We start from the raw sequence: 18,723 nt of genomic DNA on the forward strand, positions 1-18,723 counted from the left end.
CCCGGCGGTCGGCCTCAGTCCTGCTCGGCGAGGCGGGAGAGGGCGGAGCGCACGGCCGCGCCGTCCTCGGTGCGCCACATCGGGGGCAGCGAATCGGCGAGGAAGCCTCCGTAACGCGCGGTGCGCAGCCGGGAATCGAGCACGGCGACCACGCCGCGGTCGTCGGTGGTGCGGATGAGCCGGCCGACCCCCTGCGCGAGCCGGAGCGCGGCGTGGGTGGCGCTGACCGTCATGAAGCCGTTGGCGCGGTTCCGCTCGGCGGCCTGCGTGCGCGCACGGGTGAGGGGGTCGTCGGGGCGCGGGAACGGGATCCGGTCGATGACGACGAGCCGGCACGTGCGGCCCGGCACGTCGACCCCCTGCCACAGCGACATCGTGCCGAACAGCGAGGTGTCGTCCTCCGCGGAGAACCGGGCGACGAGCGCGGCGAGCGACTCCTCCCCCTGGAGCAGCATCGGGGTGTCGAGCGTCTCGCGCAGGGCCGTCGCGGCCTGCTCGGCGGCGAAGCGGGAGGAGAACAGTCCGAGCGCACCGCCGCGTGAGGCGGTGACGAGCTCGCGCAGCTCGGCGATCATCTCCTCGTTGAGCCCGCTGCGCGCCGGTCGGGGCAGCCCGGAGGCGACGTAGAGGATCGCCTGCTTGGGATAGTCGAACGGGGAGCCGACGTCGATCGCGTCGTACCGGGGCGCCTCGGGACCGGCGAGGCCGAGCGAGGCGGCCACGGGCTCGAACCGGCCGCCGAGTGCCAGGGTCGCCGAGGTGGCGACGACGGTGGACTCGGCGAAGATCCCGTTGCGCATGGTGCCGGCGACGCTGAGCGGAGCGACGACGAGGGAGACGGTCTCCGTCTCCCGGAAGGTCGAGCGGGTGACCCAGGTGACGTCGTTGTCGGCGAGCTCGCTCATCCGCTCGGCGAGCTCGAACACCTCCTGGAGGCGGGCCCGGGCCATCTGCAGGCCGGCGTCGGCCTCCTTGGACTCGGTGCCGCGACCGGCCTCGGCGATGATCTGCCGGGCGGCGTCGCGGACGGCGATGACGGCGGTGGTGAGCGCTTCGGGCCAGACCTGGAGCAGCCCCTCGGTGGTCGCCTGGAGCGCCTTGTCGAAGGCGGAGGCGGCGGTCTCGAGGAGCCCGATCACCCCGTCCTGCACGGCGGTGTTCTTCCGCGCGGCCTGCGCGGCGGCGTGGAGCATGGCGACGGTGAGCGAACCGGAGAGCGCGTTCGTCACCCGGTCGCGCAGCTCGTGGGCCTCGTCGATGACGACGGCGTCGTGCTCGGGCAGCACCGCGTGGTCCCCGAAGGCGTCGATCGCGAGCAGCGCATGGTTGGTGACGACGAGGTCGGCTGCGGCCGCGGCGATCTTCGCCCGCTCCGCGTAGCACTCCTCGAACACCGGGCACTTCGAGCCGAGGCAGTCGAAGGCGTTGACCGACACCTGGGCCCAGGCCCGGTCGGAGACACCGGGGACGAGGTCGTCGCGGTCCCCGGACTCGGTGATCCGCTCCCAGCTGCGCACCCGCTGGATCTCCTCGCCGAGCGCGGACGCGGACCCCGAGGCGGAGCCGCGCCCAGCGGCGTCGTCGGCCCCGAGGTCGAACAGCATGCCGAGCGCGTCATCGGGGTAGCCGCCGTCGAGCTTGTGCTTGCACACGTAGTTGCGGCGGCCCTTGAGGACCGCGGCGCGCGGCTTGCGCTCGAGGTCTCCGCCGAGCGCCTTGAGCAGGCGGGGCACGTCGCGGTTGACGATCTGGTTCTGCAGCGCCAGGGTCGCCGTCGACACCACGACCCGCTCGCCGGTGCGCACGGCGTGCTCGAGCGCGGGCACGAGGTAGGCCAGCGACTTCCCGGTCCCGGTGCCGGCCTGGACGAGGAGGTGGGTCTCCGAGCCGAGCGCGCCGGCGACGGCCTCGGCCATGGTCTGCTGTCCCTCCCGCGGGCTGCCGCCGAGCGCGGCGACGGCACTCGCGAGGAGGTCGGCGGTCGCGGTCACGCAGCCGGCCCGGAGAACATGTCCGGCTTGCGGTACTCTTCGAGCTCGCTGAGGAGGTCGGAGTCGACGCGCGCCTGCACTGCGGTGCCCTCCGCCAGGTGCTTCTCCTCGAGCACGGTGCCCTCGTCGTGGATGCGGGACACGAGGTCGCCGCGGTCGTAGGGCAGGAGGACGGTGAGCTCGTGCTCGGGCTCGGGCAGGAGCTCGGCAATGCGCGCCTCGAGCTCGGCGATCCCCGCCCCGGTCGCGGCGGACACCGCGAGCGCACCCGGGTGCGCGCGGAGCAGCGCGGAGAGGGCGACCGGGTCGGCGATGTCGGCCTTGTTGAAGACGATGAGTTCGCCGATGTCGGCGGTGTCGACGTCGGCGAGGACATCGCGCACCGCCTGGATCTGGCTCGTCGGGTCCGGGTGGGAGGCGTCGACCACGTGGACGAGGAGGTCGGCGTAGGCGGCCTCCTCGAGGGTCGAGCGGAACGCCTCGACGAGCTGGTGGGGCAGGTTGCGGACGAAGCCCACGGTGTCGGTGTAGGTGAAGTCGCGGCCGTCGGCCGTCTGCGCCTGCCGCACCGTCGGGTCGAGGGTGGCGAACAGGACGTTCTGCACCATGACGCCGGCGGCGGTGAGCCGGTTGAGGAGGGAGGACTTGCCGGCGTTGGTGTAGCCGACGATCGCCGCGCTCGGCACGTGGTTGCGCGTCCGGTTGGCGCGCTTGGTCTCCCGCGAGGGCTCCATCGCCTTGATCTGCTTGCGGAGCTTGGCCATCCGGGTGCGGATGCGGCGCCGGTCGAGCTCGATCTTCGTCTCACCCGGACCACGCGAGCCGATGCCCTCACCGCCGGCCACCCGGCCGCCGGCCTGCCGGGACATCGACTCGCCCCAGCCGCGCAGCCGCGGCAGCAGGTACTCGAGCTGGGCGAGCTCGACCTGGGCCTTGCCCTCGCGGCTCTTGGCGTGCTGGGCGAAGATGTCGAGGATGAGCGCCACCCGGTCGATGACCTTGACCTTGACGACGTCCTCGAGCCCGCGCCGCTGGCCGGGGGCGAGCTCGGAGTCGACGACGACGGTGTCCGCGCCGACGGCGGCGACGATCTCCGCGAGCTCCTGGGCCTTGCCGCGCCCGAAGAACGTCCCCGGGTCCGGGGTGTCACGACGCTGGAGCAGGCCGTCGAGCACGGTCGAGCCGGCGGTCTCGGCGAGCGCGGCGAGCTCCCGCAGGGAGGTCTCCGCCTCGAGCGCGGTGCCGGAGGTGTAGAGCCCGGCGAGCACGACCTTCTCGAGGCGCAGCTGCCGGTACTCGACCTCGGTGACGTCCTCGAGCTCGGTCGACAGTCCGTCGACGCGGCGCAGGGCGCGCCGCTCGAGCACGTCGAGCTGGGTCTCGTCCTCGTGCGTGAGCTGCTCGTCGGTGAGCGCGGTGCCGGCGCGGGAGAGGACGCGGTCGATCATCGCGCGCCGCCGGTCCTCGCTGGTCGGGGCGGTGCTCGGGTCGTCGTGCGGGGTGCCGTTCGACGGCTGGTCGGTCGTCGGACGATCGACGGGGGAATCCGGGGTGGATCCGGTCACGGGCATCGACTTCTCTCGGTAGTGGTCGGTCTTCCATTCTCCCACAGGCGCGCCGGGCGGCGGCCGGTGCGCGGATTACCATGGGCGTGATGACTGAACACTATTTCTCCGCGAATCCTTCCGCGCCCGGGCCGCTCCGGACGATCACCGCCCGGCTCGCGGGCCGGGAGGTCGCGGTGACGACGGCCGGTGGCGTGTTCTCCCCCGGCCGACTCGACCTCGGCACGCAGGTGCTGCTCAAGGCGCTGCCGGAGCCGCCGGCCGGGGAGCTGCTCGACCTCGGGTGCGGCTGGGGGCCGATCTCCCTGCAGGCCGGTCTCGAGGCGCGTCAAGCGGGGACCGCGGTGCGGATCTGGGCGCTCGACGTCAACGAGCGGGCCCTCGAGCTCACCGCCCGCAACGCCCGCGACCTCGGGTTGGATGCGATCCGGACCGTCACCGCCGCCGAGGTGCCCGCCTACATCGCGTTCGACGCGATCTGGTCAAACCCCCCGATCCGGGTGGGCAAGGAGGTCCTCCACGGGCTGCTGGAGACCTGGCTGCCGAGGCTCGCCCCGGGCGGGCAGGCGTGGCTCGTCGTGTCGAAGAACCTCGGCGCCGATTCGCTCCGGGTGTGGATCGCCGACATGCTCGGCGCGGGCTACACGGTGGCCAAGCACTCCTCGGCGAAGGGCTTCCGCGTCCTCGTCGTGACGCGCTCAGCCGACTGAGAGCCGGGGATCATACCTTCCGGAACCGTTGATCTCCGCTCGCCGGCACACGGTCCCGCGCACACACAGGCTGATAGGGCGAGGATCCGGGAGCTGCGCGGCCTGTCAGCGCGCGGCGAGGGCTGCGGCGAACTCCGCGGTCGGCACCACGTCGCCGATGAGCACGGCAGGACCGGACAGGGCGACCGAGCTCTCGCTGATCTCGACCTCGACGGTGCCGCCGGGCAGGGTGATCGTCCACGTCGTCGGGCCGTGCTCCCCGGCCCAGAAGCGGGCGGCGAGCGCGGCGGCGCAGGCCCCGGTGCCGCACGACTGCGTCTCCCCCACCCCGCGCTCGTGGACGCGCATCGCGAGCCGGCCGGTCGACGGATCGCCGTCGTGGTCGGGCTCGATGACGATGTACTCGACGTTGGTGCCGTGCGCGGGCAGCGGGTCGACGGCCGGGAGCCGGGTGAGGTCGGCGGCGGCGAGCTCCTCGGCCCCGGCGAGCGCGACGACGGTATGGGGGTTGCCCATGTCGACGCTGATCGCCGGACGGGGGACGTCGATGCCGGCGGTGTCGACGAGTGAGTCGGCACCCTCGGTGATCGAGCGCGGGAACTCCCAGCGGCCCATGTCGACGCGGTACCAGGCCTCCTGCGCGCCGGTGGGGTCCGGGACCCGGGTGACGTGCTTGACGCCGGCCCGGGTGCCCACGGCGAGCGGTCCGGCGGCGAGGTCGGCGAGGCCGTGCTCGACGAGGCAGTGGGCGAAGACGCGCACGCCGTTGCCGCACATCTCCGCGATCGAGCCATCGGCGTTGCGGTAGTCCATGAACCATTCGGCACCGACCGTGTGGGCGTCCACGGCTTCGGGGATCCCTGCCGCTGCCGAACGGACCACCCGGATGAGACCGTCGCCGCCCACGCCGCGCCGACGATCGCACAGCAGGGCGACCGCTTCGGGAGAGAGGTCGGCGGCGCCGTCGAGATCGGCGAGGAGGACGAAGTCGTTGGCGGTGCCGTGGCCCCGGGTGAGTGCGTACGTAGTCACCCGGCCAGTCTACTGCTCCGCTCTGCTGCCGCCCCGATCTACCGCTGCCGCTGCGCGCCGCCGTCCGCCCTGAGGACCTCGAGAGCGCGATCGACGGCCGAGGCGCCCGCGGGCAGCCAGCGGATCCGGGGGTCGCGCCGGAACCACGTGTCCTGCCGCTTGGCGAACTGGCGGGTGCGCACGATCGTCGATTCGCGGGCGGCGAGCTCGGCGACGCGGCCGGCGAGCAGGTCGACGATCTGGGCGTAACCGATCGCCTGCCGGGCGGTGGTGCCGGTGAGCAGGCCGCGCGGCAGCAGGGCGCGCACCTCGTCGACCCAGCCGGCCTCCCACATGCGCTCGACGCGGGCTGCGATCCGCTCGTGCAGGGTCGCCCGGTCGAGGGCGAGCCCCACCTGCACGGTGGGCAGGGCGTACTCGTAACGCGGCAGCTGGGCGCTGAAGGGCTCGCCGGTGATCTCAAGCACTTCGAGGGCGCGCACCACTCGCCGGGTGTCGGCCGGGGCGATGGTCCGCGCCGCCTCCGGGTCGAGCCCGGCGAGCCGCCGGTGGAGGACCGTGCTGCCGTGGTCGTGCGCCTCGGCCTCGAGCCGGGCCCGGACCTGCGGGTCGGTGCCGGGGAACGCCATCCGGTCGGTCGCGGCGCGCACGTAGAGGCCGGAGCCGCCGACGAGGATCGGCACGTGCCCGCGGCCGCGGATCGCGGTGATGAGGGCGCGCGCCTCGTGCTGGAAGGTCGCGACGGAGGCGTCCTCGTCGACGTCGAGGATGTCGAGGAGGTGGTGGGCGATGCCGCCGCGCTCGCCGGGCGCGAGCTTCGCGGTGCCGATGTCCATGCCGCGGTAGAACTGCATCGCATCGGCGTTGATGATCTCCCCGCCGAGGCGCTGGGCGAGGGCGATCGCGAGCTCGGACTTGCCGGTCGCGGTCGCGCCGACGACGTTGATCACGGGATGGTCGGAGGCGTCCGGGCGGTCGGGCCCGTCCGGGTGCGCGGGATCGACCGGGTCTTCGGGGCCGTGAGATGCTCCGGGGCCGTCGGGGTGTGCGGCGCGGGCCGGCACGGATCAGCTCCGGGGGCGCAGGGTGGGCATGCCGAGCACGGTGGGCCCGCCGGGTGCGCCGCCGCCGGTGCCGCAGGAGTCGGCCTGTGCGCGGTCCCAGGCGTCGCCGGAGGCGGTGGGCCGCACGAGGGCCGGACCGTCGGCGATGAGGAAGAACGGCCGGGCCTCGCTCACCTCGGCGCTGAGGACGTCGCCGGGACGCACGGTGGGCAGCGGGCCGGTGGGGCCGACGTGGACGAGCCGGTTGTCGGCGGCACGGCCGGTGTACCGGTGGTGCTCGCTGTCGGGAAGGGAGGTGACGAGCACCTCGACCCGGCGGCCCACCTGGGCGCGGTTCTCCTCCCAGGAGATCTCGTCCTGGAGGGCGACGAGTCGCTCGAAGCGCTCCTGCACGACCTCCTTGGGGAGCTGGTCGGGCATGTCCGCCGCCGGCGTGCCGGGACGCTTGGAGTACTGGAAGGTGAAGGCCTGGGCGAAGCGGGACCGGCGGACGATGTCGAGGGTGCCCTGGAAGTCCTCCTCGGTCTCCCCCGGGAAGCCGACGATGATGTCGGTGGTGATCGCGGCGTGCGGGATGCGCTCGCGCACCTTCTCGAGGATGCCGAGGAACCGCGAGGTGCGGTAGGAGCGGCGCATCGCCTTGAGGATCCGGTCCGAGCCGGACTGGAGCGGCATGTGGAGCTGCGGCATCACCGTGGGAGTCTCCGCCATCGCGTCGATGACGTCGTCGGAGAACGCCGCCGGGTGGGGGCTGGTGAAGCGCACCCGCTCGATCCCCTCGACCGCGCCGACGGCGCGGAGCAGCTTGGCGAAGGCGCCGCGGTCGCGGAACTCCGCCCCGTAGGAGTTGACGTTCTGGCCGAGCAGGGTGACCTCGATGACGCCGTCGGCGGCGAGTGCCTGGACCTCGGCGAGGATGTCGCCGGGCCGGCGGTCCTTCTCCTTGCCGCGCAGCGCGGGCACGATGCAGAAGGTGCACGTGTTGTTGCAGCCGACGGAGATCGACACCCAGCCGGAATGGTGCGACTCCCGCCGAGTGGGCAGGGTCGAGGGGAACACGTCGAGGCTCTCGAGGATCTCGACCTGCGCCTCCTCGTTGTGGCGGGCGCGGTCGAGGAGCGCAGGCAGCGAGCCCATGTTGTGGGTGCCGAACACGACGTCGACCCACGGGGCCCGCTCGACGATCGCGGCGCGGTCCTTCTGGGCCATGCAGCCGCCGACGGCGATCTGCATGCCCGGGCGCTCCTTCTTGACCTGGGCGAGGCGTCCGAGGTTGCCGTAGAGGCGGTTGTCCGCGTTCTCACGGACGGCGCAGGTGTTGAACACGACGATGTCGGCGGTCTCGCCGACGGGGGCCGGCCGGTAGCCTGCGTCGTCGAGGAGGCCCGAGAGCCGTTCGGAGTCGTGGACGTTCATCTGGCACCCGTAGGTCGTCACCGCGTAGGTGCGGGCATCTGCGGGGGCCTCCGTCAGCGGCAGCGGGGGTGCGGTGGTGTCAGTCATCAGGGCTCCAGTGTACCGAGGCCTCCCGTGCTGCCCCGAAGGCTCCATGGCCGTCGACTCCGGGAACGCCGGGTCGGGAGAGTCGAAGACAGGGGGACGTCACGGACAGGGGAACGTCGCGAGCCAGGGTGCGTCGCGGGAATCGAACGCGCCCTCGGAATGCTCAGGCGTCCTCGAGGGCACGGCGGGCTGCGGCCATGCACACGGATTGGGGGAAGCCGCGCCGGGCGAGCATGCCGAGCGTGCGGCGCAGGCGTGTGTCGTGGGGCAGGTTCGCGGTGCTCCGCGCCTTCTTCAGCGCGACCTCGTAGGCGAGGTCGAACTCGTCGTCGATGTCCTCGAGCGCGTGCTCGCTGACGGATTCGGGGATCCCCTTCTTCGTGAGCTCCTGGCGGAGGGCCCGTACGGAGAGCGCGCGGGATTCCCGGCGGGCGCGCACGAAGCCGGCGGCGAACTGCTCGTCGTCGAGCAGCCCGGAGGCGGTGAGCCGGTCGAGCAGGGTGTCGACGACGTCCTCGGGGTGCTCCTTGCGCAGGAGCTTCGACCGGAGCTCCTCGGTCGCATGGTCACGGGCGGCGAGCATGTTGAGCGCCCGCTTCTTCGCGCGTTTGTACTCCGGGTCGTCCGCGCTCACCCCGCCGGCGAGTGCCGCGGATTCGTCCTCGGCATCGGATGCCGCAGGTGCTGCAGGTTCAGCAGGCACCGGGGCGCGCTCGGCACCCCGCCACACCCCGGCGAGCCCGCCGGGCAGCGGTGCGCCACCGTCAGGTGACCCGGCGGCACCGGAATCGCCGGTGGCCCCGCTGCTCGAGCGGGCCATGACCTCGTCGATGGCCTGCCGGGCCGCCGCGAGGACCGCCTCCGCGGAACGGTCCTCGCGGCGGTGCGCGTCAGAAGTCGACATTGCTCTTCTCCGGCGCGGCCGCCGGGTCGTCGGCCGGTGCCGGTGCCGGTGCTGCGGCATCCTCGGCGGGCGCGTCCGGGAGTTCGGCGATGAGGCCGAGCTTGTGCTTGATCTTGAGCTCGATCTCCTCGGCCAGGCCCGGGTTGTCGCGGAGGAAGTTCCGGACGTTCTCCTTGCCCTGCCCCAGCTGGTCCCCGTCGTAGGTGAACCAGGAGCCGGACTTGCGGACGATGCCGTTGTCCACGCCCATGTCGATAAGGCTGCCCTCGCGGGAGATCCCCTGGCCGTAGATGATGTCGAACTCCGCCTGCTTGAAGGGCGGGGCGATCTTGTTCTTCACGACCTTGACGCGGGTGCGGTTGCCGACGGCCTCGCCGGCCTCCTTGAGCGTCTCGATGCGGCGCACGTCGAGGCGCACCGAGGCGTAGAACTTCAGCGCCTTGCCACCGGAGGTGGTCTCCGGGGAGCCGAAGAACACGCCGACCTTCTCGCGGAGCTGGTTGATGAAGATCGCGGTGGTCTTCGAGTGGGCGAGCGCACCGGTGATCTTGCGCAGCGCCTGGGACATGAGGCGGGCCTGGAGGCCGACGTGGGAGTCGCCCATCTCGCCCTCGATCTCCGCCTTGGGGACGAGCGCGGCGACGGAGTCGATGACGATGACGTCGAGCGCTCCGGAGCGGATGAGCATGTCCGCGATCTCCAGCGCCTGCTCACCGGTGTCCGGCTGCGAGACGAGCAGCTGGTCGGTGTCGACGCCGAGCTTCTTCGCGTACTCCGGGTCGAGCGCGTGCTCGGCGTCGATGAAGCCGGCGATGCCGCCGGCGCGCTGGGCGCTCGCCACGGCGTGGAGCGCCACGGTCGTCTTGCCCGAGGACTCCGGGCCGTAGATCTCGACGACGCGGCCGCGCGGGAGCCCGCCGATGCCGAGCGCGATGTCGAGGGCGATCGAGCCGGTCGGGATGTACTCGATCGGGGCGCGGGTCTCGTCGCCCAGGCGCATCACGGCGCCCTTGCCGTACTGGCGGTCGATCTGGCCGAGCGCGGCCTCGAGCGCCTTGGACTTGTTGTCCGCCGAGCCGGCCTGCGGTGAGCGGGGGGTGCGTGCTGCCATGGGTTCCTCCTTGGGTGGGTCCGTCTGCCAGCACTCTAGAACGCGGCACGGACACGGGTCCGGATCAGCGGTCCGGCTGTGGATGGAGACGGCGGTGCGCACGTCCCCGGGTCACAGCCGAACCCGTCATGGGACCCATCCTAACCCGGAATGGGAACACCTGTTCGATATGTGCGGGCGTGTCGTGGCGATGCTGTGACCCGCGGACGGCGGGCCGTCGTCGCCTGTCCCCAGCACCCGGCACCGGCAACGGGCGCACGCCTCCTCAGAAGGGTGCTGCGCGCGGGGTGTCGCGGCCGAGCCGCCGCTCCGGCGGCACGCCGGTGGCCTCGCAGATCGCGGTCCAGATGTCGCGCGGCTCGATGCCGGCGTCGAAGGCCTCGGCCGCGGTGCGTGAGCCCAGCGTGGACAGGGCGAGGTCGGTGTGGAGGGATTCCGCACGGACCTGTCCGAACTCCTCGTTCATCAACGTCCAGTAGAGCGTGTGACGCATTCAGGCGGGCCCGGCCAGGGCATCGGCCGGCTCGCCCTGGAGCACGCGCCGGGACATCTCCACCGGGACGGTGTCCGGGATCTCCACGCCCTCACTGATCGCGAACCGGTCGCTGACCTCGCGGAGCAGGGAGGACACGGGCAGATCGAGGGCCTCGCAGATCGCGGACAGGAGCTCCGAGGAGGCCTCCTTCTGGCCGCGCTCGATCTCGCTGAGGTAGCCGAGCGACACGCTCGCGCCGGTGGAGACGTCGCGCAGAGTGCGGTTCTGGCGCCGGCGGGCGGCACGCAGGGAGTCGCCGATCTCGGTGCGCAGCAGCGTCATGACGATCCTCCCGGTAGCAGCGGACGGTGGGTGCGGTCACGGTTCAGAACTCTATCCATGTGAAGGATGCAACCGCCGACGCCACCGATTTGTTCCCTGTAGCCTACCCGCACCGCACCCGGCTGCTCCATCCCGCTCCGGCCTGCGCGGGCGATTGACAGCGAACTGTGACGCTGCCGCAGGGCTACTGCCGAACCGGGCCACGCCCGGTCCCGGGACCTGGTGCACCGCGGCTGCGCAGGTGCTCCGCGAGGAGCGCGATCCCCGCGGCCGTCGTCGCGGCGCGGATCGCCGCCCGGTCGCCGGAGAAGCGGTGCGCCGCGTGCTCGGTGCCGTCGGCATGGGCGAGTGCGAGGTGGACGAGGCCCACCGGCTTCCCGTCCTGCGGGTCCGGGCCGGCCACTCCGGTGCACGCGAGTCCGAGGTCGGCGCCGCACACCCGGGCCGCGCCCTGCGCCATCTGCTTCGCGACCTCGGCGTCGACCGGACCGACCCGGTCGAGCAGCGCGGGGTCGACCCCGGCGAGACGCGCCTTGAGGTCGGTGGCGTAGGTGATGAGACCGCCCCGCACCGCGGCCGAGGCGCCGGGCACCGTGACGAGGGTCGCGGCGATGAGGCCGGCGGTGAGGGACTCCGCGGTCGCGAGGGTGAGTCCGTGCTCGACGAGACCGGTCACGACCTCGGCGACGGCGGGGTCCGGGTCCGGTGGGCCGCTCATGCGCGGGCGCGGGGCTCGCGCGGCTCCCGCAGCAGCCGGGCGATCTGGATGCAGTAGTCGATCCCGGTGACGAGGGTGACGATGACGGCGGCGGTCATGACGACCCAGGCGATGACGATGACGGCGATCGTCACGCCGTCGGGGACGACCGCGGCCAGCGGCAGGAGCACGATGAAGAGGCCGATCGCGATCGTCTGCAGGAGCGTCTTGAGCTTGCCGCCCTTCGAGGCCGGCAGCACCACTCTGCGCACGATGAGCAGCCGGAGCACGGTGATCCCGAATTCGCGGACGAGGATGACGATCGGGATCCACCACGGCAGCGCACCGATGAGGGCGAGGCCGATGAGGGCCGCGGCCATGAGGGACTTGTCGGCGATCGGATCCGCGATCTTGCCGAAGTCGGTGATGAGGTCGTAGCGCCGGGCGAGGTCCCCGTCGATCTTGTCGGTGAGCATCGCCAGACCGAACACGACGAACGCGCCGAGGCGCCACATCGGGTCGAGGCCGTCATGGCCGAGCAGCAGGAACAGGAACAGCGGGACGAGCAGGATGCGCAGCACGGTGAGCGCATTCGGCAGGTTCCACGGACTCGGCTGCGGCTTCTCGGTCATCACCGCTCCAGCCTACCTGCCGGTGAGATCCCAGGCGTCCTCGCCGCCGGCCTCGACGACCTCGAGCCCGGTGTCCGGATCGATGTCCCCGACGGTCGGCACGACGTCGGTGGGCTCGGCGTCGGGGTCGGCGCCGTACGCCGCGCCCGCCGCTTCGGCGGCACCGGCTCCCGCACCTGCGGCACCGGCCGCACCCGCACCGGTGGGCGCGGCCGCTCCCGCCGGCGGCTCCTCGCCGCGGATCACCGCGAGCGTGCCCGGCAGGTCCTCGGGGGTGACGAGGACGTCGCGGGCCTTCGACCCCTCCGAGGGGCCGACGATGCCGCGGGACTCCATGAGGTCCATGAGGCGCCCGGCTTTGGCGAAGCCCACCCGGAGCTTGCGCTGGAGCATCGAGGTGGAGCCGAACTGGGTGGTGACGACGAGCTCGGTGGCCTGGAGCAGGAGGTCGAGGTCGTCGCCGATCTCCTCGTCGATCTGCTTCGCCGGCTTCTCCACCGCGACGTCCTCGCGGTAGACCGGCGTGAGCTGGCCCTTGACGTGGGAGACGACCTTCTCGATCTCGCTCTCGTTGATCCACGCACCCTGCACGCGCATCGGCTTCGCCGCGCCCATCGGGAGGAACAGGGCGTCGCCCTGGCCGATGAGCTTCTCCGCGCCCGGCTGGTCGAGCACGACGCGGGAGTCCGCGAGCGAGGAGGTGGCGAAGGCGAGCCGCGAGGGCACGTTGGCCTTGATGAGGCCGGTGACGACGTCGACGCTCGGGCGCTGGGTGGCGAGGACGAGGTGGATGCCGGCGGCACGGGCGAGCTGCGTGATCCGCTGGATCGAGGCCTCGACGTCGCGCGGGGCGACCATCATGAGGTCGGCGAGCTCGTCGACGACGACGAGGAGGTACGGGTACGGCTGGAGCACCCGCTGGGAGCCGGGCGGCACCTGCACACGGCCCTCGCGGACGGCCTTGTTGAACTCCTTGACGTGCTTGAACCCGAACTGCGCGAGGTCGTCGTAGCGTGCGTCCATCTCGCGGACGACCCATTCGAGCGCCTCTGCGGCCTTCTTGGGGTTGGTGATGATCGGGGTGATGAGATGCGGGATGCCCTCGTAGATCGTGAGCTCGACGCGCTTGGGGTCGACGAGGATGAGGCGCACCTCGTCCGGGGTCGCGCGCATCATGATCGAGGTGATCATCGAGTTGATGAAGCTCGACTTGCCGGAGCCGGTCGCGCCGGCGACGAGCAGGTGGGGCATCTTCGACAGGTCGGCGACGACGAAGCCGCCCTCGACGTCCTTGCCGACGCCGACGACCATCGGGTGGTCGGTCTTCCGCGCGGCCTGCGAGCGCAGCACGTCGCCGAGCGCGACGGTCTCGCGGTCCGCGTTGGGGATCTCGATGCCGATCGCCTTCTTGCCCGGGATCGGGGACAGGATGCGCACGTCGGCGCTCGCAACCGCGTACGCGATGTTCTTGCTCAGCGCAGTGACCTTCTCCACCTTGGTGCCGGCGCCGAGCTCGACCTCGTAGCGGGTGACCGTCGGGCCGCGGGAGAACCCGGTGACCTCGGCGTCGATGTTGAACTGCTCGAGCACGTCGCGCAGCGCCTCGACGACCCGGTCGTTGGCCTCGGAGCGCTCCTTCGCCGGAGGGCCGGCGAGCAGATGATCGGAGCTCGGGAGGGTGTAGGTGATGTCACCGGCCAGCGTGAGCTGCTCGACGCGCTGCGGGAGCTCGCCGGTGGCCTGCGGAGCCGGGGTGGACACGGCGGGGACGGTGGCCTCGGGGTCGGGCTCGCGGTCGATGACGCGAGTCGCCTCGTCCTCCATCCCGAGGTCGACTTTGAGCTTGGCCGTTTCCTTCTCCGCCCGGGTGGGGCGGCGCTGACCGGGGCGGACCCGCGGTTCGGCGTCGACGTCGTAGAGCTCCGGCTCCGGGGCCGGGGCGGCGGGAGCGTCGGGGTCGACCTCCGCGTCGTGGATGTAGGCCTTGTCGTAGGCCTTCTCCTCCTCCTTCTCATACTGCGGAGCGGAGTCGTCCTTCTTCTTCCGGGAGCGGCGCTTGGCGCCCATCACCGGCCTGAGCGTGCTCGTCGTGCGGTTGTCGCGCACGAGGTCGGTGTCCTCGGCTCCGGCGGCCTCGCGGGGCGCGGCCTCCCCGCCGACGAGCAGGGTGTAGAGGCCGTGGAGACGCTGCGGGATCGTGTTGACCGGGGTGGCCGTGATGACGAGGAGCGAGAACAGTCCGAGGAGCACGAGGAGCGGGACGGCGACGTACACCGTGGTCGCGGCGACGAGCGGGGAGGACACGATGAAGCCGAGCGCCCCTCCCCCGTTGATCATCGCCTCGCGCGAGTTCGCGAAGCCGGGGCTGCCCGCCGCGATGTGGGCGAGCCCGGCGGCGGCGAGCACGAAGGCGATGAGACCGATGAGGATCCGGTTGTTGCCGCGGGTGTCCTCGCCGCGCAGGAACAGGCGCACGGCGTAGCCGAGGAGCAGCACGGGCAGGGAGAGCGCGACGCGCCCCAGGGAGCCCTCGATGACGGCGCGCACGCCGTTGCCGAATGCGCCGGGGATGTTCCACCACTCGAAGGCGGCGACGACGATCGCGAGCCCGACGAGGAAGAAGGCGGTGCCGTCGCGTCGGGTCGGGCTCTGCTCATCGGGGGTCTCGGTGAGCACCTTGCGGGTCCTGTTGCCTGCCATGCGGGCCACTCCCATCCATGCACCTGTCACCACGTTCGGGTCGGTCTCGTGTGCCCCCGCACGTCCGGTGGGTGCGGTCGACGCGCTGCGTCGACGCCTGGTGCCGGTACCAGCAGCGGGGGAAGTCGTACTGGTCGCCATGATCCCCATGGTACGGGGAAGCGGGTCCGGGAACCGGGATTCGCGCACCCTGTGTCCTCACCGCGAACGCCGCGGGGGCACCCACCGATCGGTGGATGCCCCCGCGTCGCCTGCCCGGGCGGCAGGACCGGCCTCGGCCGGTGCGACTCGGATCAGTCGAGCAGCTCGTAGGCCGGGATGGTGAGGAAGTCGTGGTACTCCTCGGCCGTCGCCATGCGGGCGAAGAGGTCCTTCGAGGTGCCCCACTGCGCGGCACCGCCGGGCAGCGAGTCGACCTCCTCGTCGATCAGCCGGTCGACGAGCTCCTTGGTCACGGCCTCCCCGGTGTCGGTGAGGGTGACGCCGAAGTGGAGCCACTGCCACACCTGCGAGCGGGAGATCTCCGCGGTCGCGGCGTCCTCCATGAGCCCGTTGATCGCGGCCGCGCCGTTGCCGCTGAGCCACGCCCCGACGTACTGGATGCCCACGGAGATGTTCGCGCGCAGACCGGCCTCGGTGATCTCACCGGGGGTGTCCTTGACCGACAGGAGGTCGGCGGCGGTGACGGCGACGTCCTCGCGGGTCTTGTCGATCTGGTTGGGGCTGTCGCCGAGCACCTTGGTGAACTCGGCGCGGCAGGCCTCGACCATTCCGGGATGGGCGACCCACGAGCCGTCGAAGCCGTCGTTCGCCTCGCGCGACTTGTCCTTCTCCACCTGGTCGAAGGCCTTGGTGTTGGCGGCCTCGTCCTTGGAGGGGATGAACGCGCTCATGCCGCCGATCGCGTGGGCACCGCGCTTGTGGCAGGTGCGCACGAGGAGCTCGGTGTAGGCGCGCATGAACGGCACGGTCATGGTGACCTGGGCGCGGTCGGGGAGGATCCAGTCCTCGCCCTTGGCACGGTGGGTCTTGATGACGGAGAAGATGTAGTCCCAGCGGCCGGCGTTGAGGCCGGCGGAGTGCTCGCGGAGCTCGTAGAGGATCTCCTCCATCTCGAACGCCGCCGGGTAGGTCTCGATGAGGCAGGTGGCGCGGATGGTGCCGCGCGGGATCCCGAGCGCCTCCTGCGCGTGGATGAACACGTCGTTCCACAGGCGCGCTTCGAGGTGCGACTCCATCTTGGGCAGGTAGAAGTAGGGGCCGCGGCCCTTCTCGATCTGCACCTTGCCGGCGGTCGCGAGGTAGAGGGCGAAGTCGACGAGCGATCCCGAGGCGATCTCGCCGTCGATCCGCATGTGCTTCTCCTCGAGGTGCCAGCCGCGGGGGCGGACCACGATGGTCGGCAGCTCCTCGTCCGGGCGCAGCGTGTACTCCTTGCCCTGCTCGGACACGAAGTCGATCTCCCGGTTGAGGGAGTCGAGCAGGTTGACCTGGCCGCCGAGCACGGAGTCCCAGGCCGGGGTGTTCGCGTCCTCCTGGTCGGCGAGCCACACCTTGGCCCCGGAGTTGAGCGCGTTGATCGTCATCTTGCGGTAGGTCGGGCCGGTGACCTCGACGCGGCGGTCCTCGAGGCCGGGGGCGGGCGGTGCCACCTTCCACGAGTCGTCTTCGCGGATCGCCTTCGTCTCCTCGAGGAAGTCGAGCTCCTCGCCGGCGTCGAGGCGGGCCTGGCGGTCCTTGCGGGCGGCGAGGCGCTCCTGGCGGGTGCCGGCGAAGGCGCGGTGCAGCGAGACGATGAGCTGCAGGGCGTCGGGGGTGAGGACGGACAGGTGCTCCGGCTTGATCTCGCCGGTGATCTCGAGGCCGTCGGGCAGGTCGATCGGGGTCGTGGTCATGAGGGACTCCTCAGTGTCGGGTGCGGGTGCGGTCTGGTGCGGGTGGCGCGATGGACTGTGGCGGACGGATGGCCCGGTGCGGTGCGGTGGGCCGGGTCAGGCCGTCGCCGGAGGTTCGGCCCCGAGCCGTTCGAGCACGGCCGCGGCGATCACCGCATCCTCGTCGGGCTTGCCGCCGGCGACGCCGAGGCCGCCGACGAGGGTGCCGTCGAACACGAGCGGCACCCCGCCGGCGATGCTCGTGAGCAGGCCGCCGGTGCCGTGCTCGAGCTTCTGCGCGAGCTCGGGGTTCATGAGCGCGCTGGGCCGGCGGGTGGAGGCGGCGGTGTTCGCCTTGCGCCGGCTCGTCTCGACGCTGTGCGGCGTCATGCCGTCGGCGCGGCCGTAGGCGACGAGCCCGAGGGCGGGGTCGACGATCGTCGCGCAGGCGCGCACACCGACCCTCTCCCCCTCCTCGATCGTCAGCGCGACGGCACGGGCGGCGGTGTCGTGGGTGATGACGGGAACGGTGGTGTAGACCGGGGCGGTCGTATCGGGGGTCATTCAGCGTCCTTCCTGGGCTTCGAAGACGGTGCCCGGATTGAGGATGCCCTGCGGGTCGAGGGCGTTCTTGATGCGGTGGTTGAGCTCGAGGACGTCCGGACCCAGGTAGTCGCCGAGCCACGGCCGCTTGAGGCGACCCACCCCGTGCTCGCCGGTGATCGTGCCGCCGAGCGAGACCGCGAGGTCGATGATCTCGCCATAGGCCACGTGCGCGCGCTCGCGCTGCGCGTCGTCGGTGGGGTCGAACACGACGAGCGGGTGGGTGTTGCCGTCCCCGGCGTGGGCCATGACGGCGACGAGCACCTCGCGCCTGCGGCTGATCTCCTCGATGCCGGAGACGAGGCGCCCGAGCTCGGGCAGCGGCACGCCGCAGTCCTCGAGGAGGATCGTGCCCTTCTTCTCCACCGCGGGGATCGCGATGCGCCGGGCGGCGATGAATGCCTGGCCCTCGTCGGGGTCGTCCGTGTGATAGCACTCGGTGGCGTTGTTCGCCTCGCACACCTCGGCGATGGTCTCGATCTCGTGCTGGGCGTAGCCGGCCGGCTCGTCGGACTGCACGATGAGCATCGCGGCGGCCTCCCGGTCGAGGCCCATCCGGGTCTCGTCCTCGACCGCGTTGATCGTCGGGCGGTCCATGAACTCGAGCATCGAGGGGCGCATCTGCTGGGTGATGCCGAGCACCGCACGAGTGGCGTCGTCGAGGGTCCGGAAGGTCGCGACGAGGGTGCTCGGATTGCGCTTGATGTGGATGAGGCGCAGGGTCACCTCGGTGATGATACCGAGCGTGCCCTCGCTGCCGACGAACAGCTTCGTCAGGGACAGCCCGGCGACGTCCTTGAGGCGCGGCCCGCCGAGCGTGACGAGGCGGCCGTCGGAGAGCACGACCTTCATCCCGAGCACGTAGTCGGTGGTCACGCCGTACTTCACGCAGCACAGGCCGCCGGCGTTCGTCGCGATGTTCCCGCCGATCGAGCAGAACTCGAAGGAGGCCGGGTCCGGCGGGTACCACAGACCCTGCTCCGCGGCCGCGTCCTTGACCTCGGCGTTGATGGCGCCGGGCTGGGCGACGGCGGTGAGGGTGAGCGGGTCGATCCGGATCTCCCGCATCCGCTCGACGGAGAGCACGATCGCACCGTTCTGCGCGGTGGATCCGCCGGACAGCCCCGAACCGGCTCCGCGCGGCACCACCGGGGTGTTCGTCGCGGCCGCGAAGCGCACGGCGGCCTGGACGTCCTCGGTGCAGGTGGCGCGGACGACCGCGAGCGGCATGCCCGCGTCGGGGTCGTTGGCGCGGTCCCAGCGATAGGCCTCCATCTTCACGGGGTCAGTGATGACCGCCCCGTCGGGCAGCTGGGCGGCGAGCTCCTCGAGCGTCTGTGCAGTGGTCGTGGCGTCCACGGTGGTCATGGCTTCCGTCCTTCCCGGGCCGCGGGCCGCGCGGCCGAGTATGAGGTGCGACACCTTCGTCACTCGCAATCTACTCCCTTGAGAATGAAATCGCGATTCCACAATGCGAAATCAGACTACAAAGCCCGGTCTCATTTCGAGAACGTTCTTCC

Annotated in this window: 16 protein-coding genes; 1 reads left to right on the plus strand and 15 read right to left on the minus strand. The window is 71.7% G+C overall.

The genetic code is table 11. The features are described 5' to 3' along the window. Positions 1 to 14 precede the first annotated feature (14 nt). Together FDF13_RS13355 and hflX are read right to left on the minus strand one after the other, a co-directional pair. On the minus strand, positions 15 to 1,991 hold the full coding sequence (locus FDF13_RS13355) for an ATP-dependent DNA helicase (protein ID WP_137320074.1): 1,977 nt from the start codon (positions 1,989 to 1,991) through the stop codon (positions 15 to 17). Continuing rightward, a complete protein-coding gene (gene hflX, locus FDF13_RS13360; protein ID WP_137320513.1) occupies positions 1,988 to 3,439 on the minus strand; it encodes a GTPase HflX in 1,452 nt (483 codons plus the stop codon). The genes FDF13_RS13355 and hflX overlap by 4 nt, the downstream gene beginning before the upstream one ends. A 206-nt stretch (positions 3,440 to 3,645) precedes the next feature. On the opposite strand from hflX, the gene FDF13_RS13365 reads away from it, so the two are divergent. Continuing rightward, the gene (locus FDF13_RS13365; protein WP_175406985.1) at positions 3,646 to 4,266 is read left to right on the plus strand and encodes a class I SAM-dependent methyltransferase; all 621 of its coding nucleotides are present in this window, start codon (positions 3,646 to 3,648) and stop codon (positions 4,264 to 4,266) included. Between the two features lie 105 nt (positions 4,267 to 4,371). Here the strand turns inward: FDF13_RS13365 and dapF are convergent, their stop codons facing one another. From dapF to FDF13_RS13430, 13 genes are all read right to left on the minus strand, one after another. After that, complete coding sequence (gene dapF, locus FDF13_RS13370; protein WP_137320076.1) at positions 4,372 to 5,298, minus strand: diaminopimelate epimerase; 927 nt, start codon at positions 5,296 to 5,298, stop codon at positions 4,372 to 4,374. A gap of 38 nt (positions 5,299 to 5,336) precedes the next feature. Next, entirely contained in the window at positions 5,337 to 6,248 is a 912-nt protein-coding gene (gene miaA, locus FDF13_RS13375) for a tRNA (adenosine(37)-N6)-dimethylallyltransferase MiaA (RefSeq protein ID WP_137320077.1), read from the minus strand. A gap of 117 nt (positions 6,249 to 6,365) precedes the next feature. Further along, a complete protein-coding gene (gene miaB, locus FDF13_RS13380) occupies positions 6,366 to 7,865 on the minus strand; it encodes a tRNA (N6-isopentenyl adenosine(37)-C2)-methylthiotransferase MiaB (protein ID WP_137320078.1) in 1,500 nt (499 codons plus the stop codon). Positions 7,866 to 8,028: 163 nt separating this feature from the next. Continuing rightward, positions 8,029 to 8,769: a regulatory protein RecX gene (locus FDF13_RS13385; protein ID WP_254668812.1), complete on the minus strand. Its 741-nt coding sequence runs from the start codon at positions 8,767 to 8,769 to the stop codon at positions 8,029 to 8,031. After that, positions 8,756 to 9,880, minus strand: a complete 1,125-nt coding sequence (gene recA, locus FDF13_RS13390) for a recombinase RecA (RefSeq protein WP_137320079.1) — start codon at positions 9,878 to 9,880, stop codon at positions 8,756 to 8,758. Before recA ends, FDF13_RS13385 begins: the two co-directional genes overlap by 14 nt. A gap of 265 nt (positions 9,881 to 10,145) precedes the next feature. Continuing rightward, positions 10,146 to 10,373, minus strand: a complete 228-nt coding sequence (locus tag FDF13_RS13395) for a DUF3046 domain-containing protein (protein ID WP_137320080.1) — start codon at positions 10,371 to 10,373, stop codon at positions 10,146 to 10,148. Continuing rightward, complete coding sequence (locus FDF13_RS13400) at positions 10,374 to 10,697, minus strand: helix-turn-helix domain-containing protein (RefSeq protein WP_137320081.1); 324 nt, start codon at positions 10,695 to 10,697, stop codon at positions 10,374 to 10,376. 184 nt (positions 10,698 to 10,881) lie between these two features. Beyond that, positions 10,882 to 11,415, minus strand: coding sequence for a CinA family protein (locus tag FDF13_RS13405; protein WP_137320082.1), 534 nt, complete (start codon positions 11,413 to 11,415; stop codon positions 10,882 to 10,884). After that, positions 11,412 to 12,026 (minus strand): CDP-diacylglycerol--glycerol-3-phosphate 3-phosphatidyltransferase, encoded by a 615-nt coding sequence (pgsA, locus tag FDF13_RS13410; RefSeq protein ID WP_137320083.1) that lies wholly within the window; start codon positions 12,024 to 12,026, stop codon positions 11,412 to 11,414. Before pgsA ends, FDF13_RS13405 begins: the two co-directional genes overlap by 4 nt. Before the next feature lie 12 nt (positions 12,027 to 12,038). Continuing rightward, positions 12,039 to 14,726: a DNA translocase FtsK gene (locus FDF13_RS13415; protein ID WP_137320084.1), complete on the minus strand. Its 2,688-nt coding sequence runs from the start codon at positions 14,724 to 14,726 to the stop codon at positions 12,039 to 12,041. A 293-nt stretch (positions 14,727 to 15,019) separates the two neighbouring features. After that, positions 15,020 to 16,621: a malate synthase A gene (aceB, locus tag FDF13_RS13420; protein ID WP_137320085.1), complete on the minus strand. Its 1,602-nt coding sequence runs from the start codon at positions 16,619 to 16,621 to the stop codon at positions 15,020 to 15,022. 96 nt (positions 16,622 to 16,717) lie between these two features. Further along, on the minus strand, positions 16,718 to 17,164 hold the full coding sequence (locus FDF13_RS13425; protein ID WP_137320086.1) for a heme-binding protein: 447 nt from the start codon (positions 17,162 to 17,164) through the stop codon (positions 16,718 to 16,720). Then, complete coding sequence (locus FDF13_RS13430) at positions 17,165 to 18,571, minus strand: FAD-binding oxidoreductase (protein WP_137320087.1); 1,407 nt, start codon at positions 18,569 to 18,571, stop codon at positions 17,165 to 17,167. Positions 18,572 to 18,723: the final 152 nt, after the last annotated feature.

This window comes from Brevibacterium sp. CS2 (assembly GCF_005280295.1).
Classification (GTDB): domain Bacteria; phylum Actinomycetota; class Actinomycetes; order Actinomycetales; family Brevibacteriaceae; genus Brevibacterium; species Brevibacterium pityocampae.

Bases quoted from the DNA above. Each gene is read 5' to 3' on its own strand.
- miaB (WP_137320078.1), bottom strand. From the start codon at position 7,865: ATGACTGACACCACCGCACCCCCGCTGCCGCTGACGGAGGCCCCCGCA.
- FDF13_RS13365 (WP_175406985.1), top strand. From the start codon at position 3,646: ATGACTGAACACTATTTCTCCGCGAATCCTTCCGCGCCCGGGCCGCTC.
- FDF13_RS13400 (WP_137320081.1), bottom strand. From the start codon at position 10,697: ATGACGCTGCTGCGCACCGAGATCGGCGACTCCCTGCGTGCCGCCCGC.
- FDF13_RS13415 (WP_137320084.1), bottom strand. From the start codon at position 14,726: ATGGCAGGCAACAGGACCCGCAAGGTGCTCACCGAGACCCCCGATGAG.
- FDF13_RS13430 (WP_137320087.1), bottom strand. From the start codon at position 18,571: ATGACCACCGTGGACGCCACGACCACTGCACAGACGCTCGAGGAGCTC.
- FDF13_RS13385 (WP_254668812.1), bottom strand. From the start codon at position 8,769: ATGTCGACTTCTGACGCGCACCGCCGCGAGGACCGTTCCGCGGAGGCG.
- aceB (WP_137320085.1), bottom strand. From the start codon at position 16,621: ATGACCACGACCCCGATCGACCTGCCCGACGGCCTCGAGATCACCGGC.
- recA (WP_137320079.1), bottom strand. From the start codon at position 9,880: ATGGCAGCACGCACCCCCCGCTCACCGCAGGCCGGCTCGGCGGACAAC.
- hflX (WP_137320513.1), bottom strand. From the start codon at position 3,439: ATGATCGACCGCGTCCTCTCCCGCGCCGGCACCGCGCTCACCGACGAG.
- FDF13_RS13395 (WP_137320080.1), bottom strand. From the start codon at position 10,373: ATGCGTCACACGCTCTACTGGACGTTGATGAACGAGGAGTTCGGACAG.
- pgsA (WP_137320083.1), bottom strand. From the start codon at position 12,026: ATGACCGAGAAGCCGCAGCCGAGTCCGTGGAACCTGCCGAATGCGCTC.
- FDF13_RS13425 (WP_137320086.1), bottom strand. From the start codon at position 17,164: ATGACCCCCGATACGACCGCCCCGGTCTACACCACCGTTCCCGTCATC.
- FDF13_RS13405 (WP_137320082.1), bottom strand. From the start codon at position 11,415: ATGAGCGGCCCACCGGACCCGGACCCCGCCGTCGCCGAGGTCGTGACC.